This is a genomic window from Cupriavidus oxalaticus (assembly GCF_004768545.1).
In the GTDB taxonomy this organism is placed as follows: Bacteria; Pseudomonadota; Gammaproteobacteria; order Burkholderiales; family Burkholderiaceae; genus Cupriavidus; species Cupriavidus oxalaticus_A.
The window spans coordinates 3,689,608-3,701,485 of the sequence record NZ_CP038635.1 but is presented as its reverse complement, the minus strand read 5'-3'; the positions used below and the strand labels follow the sequence as shown (position 1 = coordinate 3,701,485).

Genomic DNA, 11,878 nt, shown 5'->3' with positions numbered 1-11,878 from the left:
TGTTTGTTGTTTAGTAGTGGCACCCGGGGATCGCGGCCCGGGCACATCACAAGCGGCGTATACGTTGCGTCGGCCGGGCCTGCTTGCCGAACTGGTAATCACTACCAGTTGGCGTACCCCCGCGGCATGACATGCGACAGCCTGCGAGCGACCGGCTCGCCGCACTGAGCGTGCGTTAACTCATGCGTTGTTCGCGGTGGGGGGCCCGGGTTGCGCCTGCGCCACGCAGCCCATGATGTGTTTGGACCGGGATTGTACCCCCGCCCCTGAGTTATCCACAAAGGATAAGTCTGTGGACAACTTGTGCAAATTCAGTGGATTGTTGTGCACAACCCGTGCTGCAGTGCGGGGTAGCGGGCTGTGGAAAGCCGCGAAACACCAGGCAAAACAGGGACTTTGGCCTGGGTTGTCTTATATGTTGGCGGCGCCTCGGGCACAAAAGTTTATGCACTGGCCACTGTGGACAATGATGCACTGACAGGTTCTTCGGTTTGTGGCATATGTGTCGGCGCACAATGCCGTTTACCTTGACACCTTCTTTAAAACTGGGTTAAATGCCGGGTTCTGCGATGCGGCAGGGGATCACGTATGCGCATCGCCGGGTCTGGCCTGTTCGTGCCGTCCGCGCCCACAGGCCAACGCCTGCACTGCGCCGCCGGCCGGCAGCAAGACAGAACCAGAATCGTCGGCATTACCGCGGCAGTTCCTTGCCAGCGGCAGCCCCATGCGAACCATACGCGGCGGCCACGGCACCCCGGCACCGGCCGAAGCCGGGCACGCCCAGATCAACCAGAGAGTGCAACATGAAACGTACCTACCAACCTTCCGTTACCCGCCGCAAGCGTACCCACGGTTTCCGCGTGCGCATGAAGACCCGTGGCGGCCGTGCCGTCATCAACGCTCGCCGCGCCAAGGGCCGCAAGCGCCTGGCCATCTGAGGCCCGGGCAACCGGCCTGACGGCGCCTGCGGCGCCGTCGATGCCTCTTGCCTCGGGTCCAGGACGGCCTGCGCAGTTTGCGCCGGGTTGCCGCCGGGTCCAGCTAGTCAGTCAGCAGTATCTCTCGCCAGCCTTGCCCAGCGTGTCAGCCCATGCCTTCCCCAAAGCCGCGAGGCTAACAAAGACGGATGAGTTTTCATCCGTTTTTGCTTTGCGGCCCCGGCGGCGCAGCACGCATTTCGTGCTGTACGTGCGCGCCAACGGCCAGGCCGAGGCCCGGCTGGGCGTGGTGGTGGGCAAGAAGTTCGCGCCGCGCGCCGCCGAGCGCAACCTGGTGAAGCGCATGGCGCGCGAGCTGTTCCGCCAGCGCCGCGAGGAGCTGTCGGGGCGTGATGTGCTGCTGCGCCTGCAGGCAAAATTCCCGCGGGCGGAATTTGCCACGCGCACGGCGGTCCGACAGGCGTGCGCGGCGGAAATCGCCAGCCTGCTGGAAGTGGCGGCCAGGCCGCTGCCGCCGCCGCCCGCTGCCAACCCTGCACCGCCCGTCCCGCCGCCGGCTTCTGCCCCGCAGAGCCAGCCACCGGGCCTTTAGGCCTGACGGTCTCATCATGAAGCGAATCCTGCTAGCCCTGCTGCGTATCTACAAGATCGCCCTGAGTCCTTACCTGGGCTCGCAGTGCCGCTTCCTGCCGACCTGTTCCGACTACGCCCGCGACGCGATCGTCCATCACGGCGCCGCGCGCGGCAGCTGGATGGCCGCCTGCCGGCTGTGCCGTTGCCATCCCTTCGCCCAAGGCGGGTATGATCCCGTGCCGGGCACGGAAACCGACACAGCCGGGGCGGACTCCGCATCGGGCCGTTCCGTCCATGCCGCGGCAGGCCATGCGCCCCATGTGCCTGCCGCAATCCGTCTGCCCAGACCCTGATTTCTCCGACCACAGCCAGACATGGATATCAAACGCACCATCCTCTGGGTCATCTTCTCGATGTCCCTCGTGCTGCTCTACGACAACTGGCAACGCTCCCAAGGCCATGCGTCGATGTTCTTCCCGAGCGCGACGCAGCAGCAGGGCGCTTCGGCGCCGGCCGCCAGCGGCGCGGCCGCGCAGGGCGACGTGCCCAAGGCCAACGTCCAGCCGGGCGCAGCAACCCCGGCCGCCGGCGCTGCGCCGCAGGCCGCCGCCCAGCCTGCAGGCGAGAAGATCGTTGTGACCACCGACACGGTGCGCGCCGAGATCGACACCGCCGGCGGCATCGTGACGCGCCTGGAGCTGCTCAAGGAGCTTGAGAACGACGGCAAGCCGGTGGTGCTGTTCGAGCGTGACAATGTGCACACCTACATGGCGCGCTCGGGCCTGATCGGCGGCGACCTGCCGAACCACACCACGGTGTTCACCGCTGCTCCCGGTCCGCGCAACCTGGACGGCGCCGAGCAGCTGGAAGTGGTGCTGACCGCCGAGAAGAACGGCGTCAAGCTCACCAAGACCTATGTCTTCCGCAAGGGCAGCTATGTGGTGGACACCAAGTTCGCGGTGACCAACGCGGGCACCGCGCCGGTATCGCCGACGCTGTACCTGGAACTGGCGCGCGATGGCAGCAAGATCGAGCAGTCGCAGTTCTACAGTACCTTCACGGGCCCGGCGCTCTATACGGACGCGGACAAGTACCACAAAATCAGCTTTGAAGACATCGCCAAAGGCAAGGCTACCGTGCCTGCCGCCGCCAACAACGGCTGGGTGGCGATGGTGCAGCATTACTTTGCCTCGGCCTGGATCCCGCAGACCGGCAAGGAGCACAGCTTCTACGTCCAGCAGATCGATCCGAACCTGTACCGCGTGGGCATCCAGCAGCCGCTGGGCGAAGTGGCCCCGGGCGCCACGGTGAGCACCGATGCACGCCTGTTCGCCGGTCCGCAGGAAGAGCACATGCTCGAGAAGATCGCCCCGGGCCTGGAGCTGGTGAAGGACTACGGCTGGTTGACCATCCTGGCCAAGCCGCTGTTCTGGCTGCTGGAAAAGCTGCACGGCTTCCTGGGCAACTGGGGCTGGTCGATCATCGCGCTGACGGTGCTGATCAAGCTGGTGTTCTTCCCGCTGTCGGCGGCAAGCTACAAGTCCATGGGCAAGATGAAGGACCTGCAGCCGCGCATGACCGCGATCCGCGAGCGTTACAAGAACGACCCGCAGAAGATGAACCAGGAGATGATGGGCCTGTACCGCACCGAGAAGGTCAACCCGCTCGGCGGCTGCCTGCCGATCGTGATCCAGATCCCGGTGTTCATCGCGCTGTACTGGGTGCTGCTGTCGTCGGTCGAAATGCGCGGCGCGCCGTGGCTGGGCTGGATCAAGGACCTGTCGGTGCCGGATCCGTTCTACATCCTGCCGATCGTGATGGCCGTGTCGATGTTCGTGCAGACCAAGCTGAACCCGACGCCGCCGGATCCGGTGCAGGCCAAGGTCATGACGATCATGCCGCTGGTGTTCTCGGTGATGTTCTTCTTCTTCCCCGCCGGCCTGGTGCTGTACTGGGTGGTGAACAACATCCTGTCGATCGCGCAGCAATGGCAGATCAACCGGATGCTTGGCAAGGGCAAGACGGCGGTGGTGGCCAAGAGCTGATTGCCTGTTGCGTTGATGTAGTCAGCGGAAAGCCCGGCGGAGTCGCCGGGCTTTTTGTTTTTTTGTTTGATGACTGACAGGCGTTGATTCCCTGGCGGTTTGCTCCTCTCCCGCAAGCGGGCAAGGGGAGCCGCGTTCGTGCGGTGTTGGCTGCGGCAGGCGTTTTGCAGGCGTATGCTACTGGCCTGCGCCTCAACGTCCGGAGATCCCCATGAGCTGGTCCGCCCGCCAATACGTTGCCTTCGAAGACGAACGCACCCGTCCCGTCCGCGATCTCGTTGCCGCCATCCCGAACGAGATCGTGCGCAATGCAGTGGATATCGGCTGCGGCCCCGGCAATTCCACGGAGGTATTGCTGGCGCGATATGCCGGCGCATCGATCACCGGCCTGGACAGCTCCGGCGACATGGTCGAGGCCGCGCGCAAGCGCCTGCCTGACGTGCAGTTCCGCGTGGCCGACATCGGCGCGTGGGACGATCCCGGCCCGTACGACGTGATCCTGGCCAACGCCGTGCTGCAATGGCTGCCCGACCACGCCAGCCTGTTTCCCAGGCTCGTTTCCAAACTCTCGGAAGGCGGCACGCTGGCCGTGCAGATGCCCGACAACCTGGAAGAGCCCGCGCACCGGCTGATGCGGCAGGTGGCAGCGGAAAGCCCGTGGGCGCAGCAGCTGGCCAGCGCCAGCAAGGCGCGCGCAGAGCGTTCGCCGGCGCAGTGGTACTACGAACTGCTGCGCCCGCTGTGCCGGCGCGTGGATGTATGGCTGACCACCTACCACCATCCGCTGGCCGGCGGCGCGGCGGCGGTGGTGGAGTGGTTCAAGGGCAGCGGCCTGCGGCCATTCCTGCAGCCGCTGGACGAGGCCGGGCGCCTGGCGTACCTGGCGCGCTATGAAAGCGAGATCGCGAAGGCGTATCCCGCGCTGCCCGACAAGTCGGTGCTGCTGCCGTTCCCGCGGCTGTTTATCGTGGCGACGCGCTGATCGCCATCTGCCGCACCAGCCGGCTCAGGCCGGCTTGTGACACACCGCCTCGATGTTGTGCCCGTCCGGGTCCAGCACGAAGGCGCCGTAATAATCCGGGTGATAGTGCGCCCGGAGCCCCGGCGCGCCATTGTCCCGTCCGCCCGCCTCGATCGCGGCGCGGTAGAACCTGTCCACAAGCTCGCGGCTGTCCACGCGGAAGGCCACGTGGACCGGCGGCCGGTTGGGCTCGCCGCGGTGGATCCAGAAATCCGGCTTGCCCGGTGGCCCAAAGCCCGCCACGTCGGTACTGCCCGTGACGCTGGCCGGAAATTCCTTGACGAGGCCGTAGCCGATGGCGCCGAGCGCAGCCAGGTAGAACGCGCGGCTCTTGCCGTAATCGCTGACACTGGCACCGGTATGGTCGATCATGCTTGGCTCCTTGCAGGATTGGGATTGGACTCAGGCCAGGTCCAGCACGCTCATGGTGGCGTTGAAGCGGCTTACCAGCACCGTTTCGCCATGCACGTCCGCAAACACATCCGCCTCGACCACGATGATCGAGCGGCCGGACTTGAGCACGTCGGCGCGGCAGCGCAGCCGGTCGCTGCGCACGGCCCTGAGCAGGTTGATCTTGAATTCCGCGGTGACCACGTGCTGGCCCGCTTCGAGGATGGTGGTGGCCGCCGCGCCCGCGGTGTGCTCGGCCATGGTGGCCTGCACACCCGCGTGGACGATGCCGCCGTGCTGCAGGTGACGCGCGGTGATCGCCAGCGTCGATTCGCACCAGCCCGGCCCGCAATCCGCCAGCGCGATGCCGACATCATTGACGAAGGCGGCCTGGCGGAAGCCGGCCGCGATGGTGTCGCGCAGCAGGAGACGCTCCTGTTCGGTGGTCATGGCGGGTCCTCGTACGGTCACTGCTACGGTCACTGCATCACCAGGCGGTGTGCGCATTGCAGCGCGACCGCGGGCCGCTGTCAACCGCGGCAGCGCCTGATGCGCCGCCCGGGCACGTTCGCGCGTGCCGTCGCCTACACTGGTGGCATCTGCGTCTCCACCGGCGCGCCTGACCGCATGAAGACCGCCATGACTGACGCCCAGCCGCCCACGCTGCGCCGCAAGACGCATCCGGTCGTTGCCTTTGCCGCGCTGACACAGGCCAGCCTGGCGCGGATCGACACGTCCCTGCAGGATCTGCTGCACCGCGACGAAGCGGAAGACCTGCACCAGCTACGCGTAGCGGTGCGCTATGCGCGCGCGGTGCTGTGGGCGCTCGCGCCAGCGCTGCCACTGCTGGAGCGCGAGCGTTGGAAGCGCGAACTGCGCACGCTGGCGCGAGCGACCAGCGAGGTGCGCGACTGGGACGTGTTCCTGGCCGAGACCGTTGCCCCGGCGCACGGGAAAGCGCCGGACGATCCGGTGCTGGCCGCCGTGGCCGAGGTTGCCGCCACACGGCGCAACAGCGCTCGCGCGGCCATGCTGGCGACACTGGTCAGCTACCGCGACGGACAGTTGCCTGTCGTGCAACGCGATCTCGCCCACCTGGGCCACCTTGCGGAAAAGGTCGCCGCCCGAGGCAAGGCCGGGCGGCGCGACCGCCTGGGCCCGTTCGCAAGCCAGCGTGTGCGCCGCGGTCGCAAGCGATTGCGCGCGCTGAAGCAGGCCGCACAGGGAGGCGACCTGGGCGCGGTGCATGACCAGCGCATCGCGGGCAAGCGGCTGCGCTACACGATCGAGGCGCTGGCACCGGTGCTACCGTCGCGCTATACCAGGCGGCTGCACCGCAAGCTGATCAGGCAGCAGACGCGGCTGGGCGGCTTTGTCGACGCCATCGTCGCGCGCCGGCTGATGTGCGAGTGCCTGGACGTGGCGGAGCTGCCCGACGACGTGCCGCCGCCACCGCCCGGCGCGAGCTGACGCCCCGCCCGACATGGCGGCCGACCCACCGCGCCGCGCGGCGCTCCTGCAAGTGCAACCCGCGCCACGCCAACTGCAATCGATCTGCGACAATACCGCATGACTGCTACCCAGGTTCCCATTGCCGCCATCGCCACCGCGCCCGGACGCGGCGGCATCGGCGTGGTGCGCGTCTCGGGCCCCGATGTCGGCCCGGTCATGCGCGCCGTCTGCGGCCAGGCACTGAAGCCGCGCCATGCCACCTACCTGCCGTTCCTCGACGGCCACGGCAAGGTCATCGACCACGGCCTCGCGCTGTACTTCCCCGCGCCCAATTCATACACCGGCGAAGAGGTGCTGGAGCTGCAGGGCCACGGCGGCCCGGTGGTGATGCAGATGCTGCTGACGCGCTGCCTGCAGGCCGGCGATGGCATCGGCCTGCGGCTGGCCGAGCCGGGCGAGTTCACGCGCCGCGCCTTCCTCAACGACAAGCTCGACCTGGCGCAGGCCGAGGCGGTGGCCGACCTGATCGAAGCCAGCACCGAAGCCGCGGCACGCTCGGCGGCGCGCTCGATGGAAGGCGAGTTCTCCAATGCGATCCGCAAGCTTGTGGACAAGGTGATCCACCTGCGCATGCTGGTCGAGGCCACGCTGGACTTCCCCGAGGAAGAGATCGATTTCCTGGAGCAGTCCGACGCGCGCGGCCAGCTTGCGGCCATCCGCAATGATCTGGGCGGCGTGCTGGCGCAGGCGCGGCAGGGCGCGCTGCTGCGCGAAGGCTTGTCGGTGGTGCTGGCGGGCCAGCCTAACGTGGGCAAGTCTTCGCTGCTCAACGCGCTCGCCGGCGCCGAGCTTGCCATCGTCACGCCGATCGCCGGCACCACGCGCGACCGCGTGCGCGAGACCATCCAGATCGACGGCATCCCGCTGCACATCATCGACACCGCCGGCCTGCGCGAGAACGCCACCGATGAAGTCGAGCGCATCGGCATCGACCGCACCTGGGACGCGATCCGCCGCGCCGACGTCGTGCTGCACCTGGTCGACGCCACCGACTACCTGCGCCACGGCCTGTCCGAGATCGACGACGCCATCGACGACCGGCTCAGCGGCCATCTGCCACCGGGCTCGCCGATCGTGCGCGTGGTCAACAAGATCGACAAGGCGCCGGCAGTGGGCGACACGATGTTTGGCGGCAACCGCCCGCACGTTGTCGCAGCGAACGGGCCAAACCCGACGGAGATCTGGATCTCTGCCCGCACTGGTGCAGGCATCGAACTGCTGCGGCGCGAGTTGCTGCGGCTGGTGGGCTGGCAATCCGGCAACGAAGGCACCTTCCTCGCGCGCGAGCGGCATCTGACGGCGTTGCGCAATGCGCAGTCGCACCTCGATATTGCGGCGGAACAAGCCGAGCATCAGGCGCAGGCGCTGGATTTGTTTGCGGAGGAACTGCGGCTGACGCAGGAGTGCCTGAACAGCATTACCGGGGAGTTCACCAGTGATGATTTGCTGGGGACGATTTTTACGCGGTTTTGTATTGGGAAGTGAGGCGGTCGCAACCGGAACGCGCCACCATCCTCTCCCATGCGCCTCACCCTCATCACCTTCGGCACCCAAGGCGACTGCCGCCCCATCGTAGCCCTCGGCCTGGGCCTGCGTGACGCCGGGCATGACGTGCTGATGCTTGGCGAACGCGCCGCGGCACCGCTGGCCGCCGGGCATGGCCTGCCGTTCGCGCCGATGGCCGGCGACATCCAGCAAACCCTGCAGCCCGGCGGTGCCTTGCACAAGCTGATGACGGAGGGCGGCAACGTGGCCGAGGCCACGCGTGCGTTCGGGCGCATTGCGGAGGAGAACACCGAGGCGTGGATGGCGCAGCTGGCGGAAGCGGCGCGCGATGCGGATGGCATTGTATTTTCGGGGCTGACGGCTTATGTGGCGCTGTCCGTGGGCGAGCAGCTCGGCAAGCCGGTGATCGGCGCGGGCATGTTCCCGATCTCGCCGACGCGGGATTTCCCGTCGGCCCTGTTGCCGCCGTTGCGCATGCCGGGCTGGGCCAACCGGGCCAGTCATGCGGTGATCAACTTCGTGCTATGGCGCATGTTCCGCAATGCCACCAACGCGGCGCGCGCGAAGCTGTTCGGCGTGGCGCCGCGCCGGGCGATGTGGCGCGATTTCCCGTCGCTGTACGCGATCTCGCCGCACCTGGTGCCGCGCCCGCGCGACTGGCATGCGGACTGGCTGGTGACCGGCGCGTGGAACATGCCGGCGCAGCCGGCCTGGAAGCCGGGCGCTGCGCTGCGAGACTTCCTGGCGGCCGGCGCGCCACCGCTGTATATCGGCTTTGGCAGCATGGCGGGCTTTGACCGGCAGAAGGTGGTCAAGGCCATGCTGCAGGCCGTCGATGGCCGGCGCGCGCTGTTCTATCCGGGCTGGTCGGGCATCGATGTGTCGGCGCTGCCAGCCAACTTCCATGTGATCGGGGCCACGCCGCATGACTGGCTGCTGCCGCGCGTGGCGGCGGCGATCCATCATGGCGGGGCCGGCACCACGCACGCGGTGGCGGCGGCCGGCGTGCCATCGATCGTGCTGCCGTTCGCGGGCGACCAGTTCTTCTGGGCGGGACGGCTGGCGGCGCTGGGCGTGGCGCCGGCGTACGTGCCGGGGCACAAGATCGACGCAGCGCGGCTGGCGTCGATGATCGCCTTTACCGAGCGCCCCGAGACGCGCGGCAAGGCCGCCGCGCTGGGGCGCGCCGTTGCGGCGGAGCGCGGGGTGGAGCACGCGGTGGCTGCAATCGGGCGCTTCTGCGCTTCGGGTGGCGCATAATCGCGCTTTCGCCTTTTTGCATGCTCCCAGGCAGACCGCCAGATGTTGAACCGTACCCAGCAGATCCTCGTTGCCATCGTCGCCGTGGCTGTCCTTGGCATGTTGTGGCTTGCCGGCAATGACCGGCATGAAGACGCCGCCGCACCCGCTGATTCCGCAACGCCGGCGCAGGCCAGCGCGCCCGTTGCCACGGCCAGCGATGTGCGCGGCGTGCCGCGCGACGGCACGCTGGACCCGGTCAGCATCGACCCGCAGCGGCCCGCCGACCGCCTGCCGCAATACCAGGCCGGCGCCATCCTGGACGACTACCGCAACGATCCCAAGGCCGCGGATGCGCGTTACCTGAACCGCTACGTGATCGTCGAAGGCGTGGCCAGCGGCGTGCGCCGCGAGGGCGAGCAGGTGTTTGTCGATATTCGCACCAACGATCCCGCCGCCAATGTGCGTGCCTTGCTGCTGCAACGGCAGATCTGCGGCCCGGCGGGCCGGGTCTGCGAAGTGGAGGCCCGCGCCACCATGGTGCGGCGCGGCCAGAAGGTGGCGGTGGAGTGCAACGGCGCGGGCGTGGCCGATGGCGTGCCGCTGCTGCGCGACTGCCTGCTGCGCGGCGGCGCCAACTGAGCGCAAGCCTGAACCGGAGAACCTGCGATGCAATCCGTGCTGTCCGTGCTTGCGCTCATCATCCTGGCGGCGACCGCCGCCGGCCTGGCTTCGCCGCGCTGGCTTAGCGAGACCCTGCTGGGCGGCCGGCCCGTGACGCGGCTGCAGGTCGCGGTGGTCGGGCTGTGCCTGGCTGCGTTCTGCCTGATCCTGGTGGGCCGGCTCGCGCAAGGCGGGGCGGGCGGCTGACGCGCCACGCCGGCGCAGCAGCGCCGGTTTTGCGTCTCTGTTCCGGGAATTGGCCGGCGCCGGCAGCGCCTACAGTGTGAAGGCACGCTGCCCGCATTGCGCGCCGGCGGCAGTGCCCCAAGCCATCCAGGATTCCCATGAACAAAGCCCTGCTGGCCGCCAGCGTCGGCCTGCTGCTGTGCGGCTGCTCGACCTACCAGGCCGTGACCCCGGTCGACCGCCCCGACCGCTCCGATCCCAATACCGCGTTCCAGGTGCCCGCCGGCGGCGGCCCGCGCGGCGACTACGGCGCCAACGGCATGCTGCTGTGCGTGGTGGTGAACCCGGTGAGCGGCAACAACTATGTCGAGGCCTTCCGTGCCTCGCTGGAACACCGCAACTTCGAAGTGAAGATGCTGCAGGCCGAGGCAGCGTCGGCGATGGCGTGCCCGATGGTGGCGTATTACAGCGCGCGCAGCGCCTGGTTCTGGACGTCATACCTGGACAGCGTGGACATCACAGTCTTTCGCCAGGGCGACCGCGTCGGCAAGGCGATCTACAGCGCCAACCGCAGCGCGGGCGGGCTCAACCTGAGCAATCTCGTGGACCCGGCGTCCAAGCTGAACGAGCTGGTCGAGCAGCTGTTCCCGGGCATGCTGCCGCCGCCGGCGCCGTCGGCGGGCACATTGCCGGCACCGACGGCGGGAGCCTGATCAGGCAGACCCTGACCTTCCAACCCGGCTCAGCGTTCGAGCCGGCCCAGCCGCACCACGGTCACGCCGGGGCGAAGCTGGCGCAGCGAAGGCATCACCAGCACGCAGTCGGGATACGGCGTCACCACCGGCTCGCCGTCGCGCCAGCCGATGACCGCGCCGGCGTCGGCAAAGGTCTCCAGGCCGGTATAGGGGCCGGCAAAGCGGAAATCCATGCCGGTGGCGACCACCGGCTCGGTCACGCGTACCACCCGCTGCGCGGCGGGCAGCGGCTGCAGCCAGCCGGCGGGCAGGTCGGCGGCGTCGACCACGCCGGCGTGCATCAGGAAGCGCGCGGTGCTGTCCTGCGCCACCGTCACGGCAGCCGGCTCCCAGTGCTGGCCGCATTCGATCAGCAGCGCATTGCGCGGGCTGGCGGGATCGCCAAAGCCGTCGTAGTCGCGCATGCGGCGGCCTTCGGGATGGCCTTCGTCGACGATCACGTCGGCCGGCGCGCCCAGCGCGCGCGACAGGGCGATGCCCTTGTCGAGCGGGCCCGAGACGATCAGCGGGCGGCTTTTCTCATGCATCGAATGCAGGTCGAGCAACAGGTCGACGGTGTCGATCACCGGGCGCATGGCGCGCGCGCGGCGCAGCTCGGAGGAATCGCGGCTGGTGTCGTCCAAAGTGCCGGCGGTCCAGACGCGGTTGAAGTCCTGGTCGACGAAGCGCGAGGCGTCGGGCCGGGCCGGGTCGAAGCTGTGATAGGCATCGACGTTGGCGAAGGCCAGCGTCAGGCGGCCGCGGCGCGGGCGCAGGTGGTGGTCGAGCAATGCCTTGACGGCGATGGCGCCGCAGACCTCGTTGCCGTGGGTCAGGGCGTTGACCATCACGTGCGGGCCGGGCTGGCCGCTGTCGAAGGAGTACAGGTAGGGGATGCCGCTGTTGCCGGGGGCGTAGGGGCGGATGTCGGGGAAGGCGACGTCGACGGGGTAGGCGTCGAGGTGGGCGGGGTGGGTCATGGAAATCAGGTGCTCACAGGGGTGCGCATTGGATCGGTGCCTGGCGGGTCGTTTCTATTTGGTGTGTCGTGGGTACTGGCAGGCGCTGGCA

The 11,878-nt window shown here is 68.2% G+C and carries 14 protein-coding genes; 11 read left to right on the top strand and 3 right to left on the bottom strand.

What is annotated here, in order from left to right; genetic code table 11:
* Window positions 1-803: 803 nt before the first annotated feature.
* The 5 genes from rpmH to tam all read left to right on the top strand — a co-directional run bounded on the left by rpmH (window position 804) and on the right by tam (window position 4,538).
* Complete coding sequence (rpmH, locus tag E0W60_RS27930) at window positions 804-938, top strand: 50S ribosomal protein L34 (RefSeq protein WP_008650850.1); 135 nt, start codon at window positions 804-806, stop codon at window positions 936-938.
* A 142-nt stretch (window positions 939-1,080) separates the two neighbouring features.
* Entirely contained in the window at window positions 1,081-1,530 is a 450-nt protein-coding gene (rnpA, locus tag E0W60_RS27925) for a ribonuclease P protein component (protein WP_135706197.1), read from the top strand.
* Between the two features lie 16 nt (window positions 1,531-1,546).
* Window positions 1,547-1,864 (top strand): membrane protein insertion efficiency factor YidD, encoded by a 318-nt coding sequence (gene yidD / locus E0W60_RS27920; RefSeq protein ID WP_133096641.1) that lies wholly within the window; start codon window positions 1,547-1,549, stop codon window positions 1,862-1,864.
* 21 nt (window positions 1,865-1,885) lie between these two features.
* Window positions 1,886-3,556: a membrane protein insertase YidC gene (gene yidC / locus E0W60_RS27915; RefSeq protein WP_135706196.1), complete on the top strand. Its 1,671-nt coding sequence runs from the start codon at window positions 1,886-1,888 to the stop codon at window positions 3,554-3,556.
* A gap of 211 nt (window positions 3,557-3,767) precedes the next feature.
* Entirely contained in the window at window positions 3,768-4,538 is a 771-nt protein-coding gene (gene tam / locus E0W60_RS27910; protein WP_135706195.1) for a trans-aconitate 2-methyltransferase, read from the top strand.
* Between the two features lie 24 nt (window positions 4,539-4,562).
* Here the strand turns inward: tam and E0W60_RS27905 are convergent, their stop codons facing one another.
* Together E0W60_RS27905 and E0W60_RS27900 are read right to left on the bottom strand one after the other, a co-directional pair.
* Window positions 4,563-4,949 carry a VOC family protein gene (locus tag E0W60_RS27905; RefSeq protein WP_135706194.1) on the bottom strand — a complete coding sequence of 129 codons (387 nt, stop codon included), beginning with the start codon at window positions 4,947-4,949 and terminating at the stop codon, window positions 4,563-4,565.
* Window positions 4,950-4,979: 30 nt separating this feature from the next.
* On the bottom strand, window positions 4,980-5,417 hold the full coding sequence (locus E0W60_RS27900; RefSeq protein WP_135706193.1) for a PaaI family thioesterase: 438 nt from the start codon (window positions 5,415-5,417) through the stop codon (window positions 4,980-4,982).
* Between the two features lie 189 nt (window positions 5,418-5,606).
* Here E0W60_RS27900 and E0W60_RS27895 point away from each other — a divergent pair, with 189 nt between their 5' ends.
* The 6 genes from E0W60_RS27895 (at window position 5,607) to E0W60_RS27870 (ending at window position 10,786) form a co-directional block, all read left to right on the top strand.
* Window positions 5,607-6,437 carry a CHAD domain-containing protein gene (locus E0W60_RS27895; protein WP_135706192.1) on the top strand — a complete coding sequence of 277 codons (831 nt, stop codon included), beginning with the start codon at window positions 5,607-5,609 and terminating at the stop codon, window positions 6,435-6,437.
* 99 nt (window positions 6,438-6,536) lie between these two features.
* Window positions 6,537-7,964, top strand: coding sequence for a tRNA uridine-5-carboxymethylaminomethyl(34) synthesis GTPase MnmE (mnmE, locus tag E0W60_RS27890; protein ID WP_135706191.1), 1,428 nt, complete (start codon window positions 6,537-6,539; stop codon window positions 7,962-7,964).
* Window positions 7,965-8,000: 36 nt separating this feature from the next.
* Window positions 8,001-9,245: a glycosyltransferase gene (locus tag E0W60_RS27885; protein WP_135706190.1), complete on the top strand. Its 1,245-nt coding sequence runs from the start codon at window positions 8,001-8,003 to the stop codon at window positions 9,243-9,245.
* A gap of 42 nt (window positions 9,246-9,287) precedes the next feature.
* Window positions 9,288-9,866, top strand: a complete 579-nt coding sequence (locus tag E0W60_RS27880) for an OB-fold putative lipoprotein (RefSeq protein ID WP_135706189.1) — start codon at window positions 9,288-9,290, stop codon at window positions 9,864-9,866.
* Window positions 9,867-9,893: 27 nt separating this feature from the next.
* Complete coding sequence (locus E0W60_RS27875; protein WP_029046432.1) at window positions 9,894-10,094, top strand: hypothetical protein; 201 nt, start codon at window positions 9,894-9,896, stop codon at window positions 10,092-10,094.
* 137 nt (window positions 10,095-10,231) lie between these two features.
* Complete coding sequence (locus E0W60_RS27870) at window positions 10,232-10,786, top strand: Sbal_3080 family lipoprotein (RefSeq protein ID WP_135706188.1); 555 nt, start codon at window positions 10,232-10,234, stop codon at window positions 10,784-10,786.
* Window positions 10,787-10,815: 29 nt separating this feature from the next.
* Here the strand turns inward: E0W60_RS27870 and E0W60_RS27865 are convergent, their stop codons facing one another.
* Complete coding sequence (locus tag E0W60_RS27865; protein ID WP_135706187.1) at window positions 10,816-11,787, bottom strand: M14 family metallopeptidase; 972 nt, start codon at window positions 11,785-11,787, stop codon at window positions 10,816-10,818.
* Window positions 11,788-11,878: the final 91 nt, after the last annotated feature.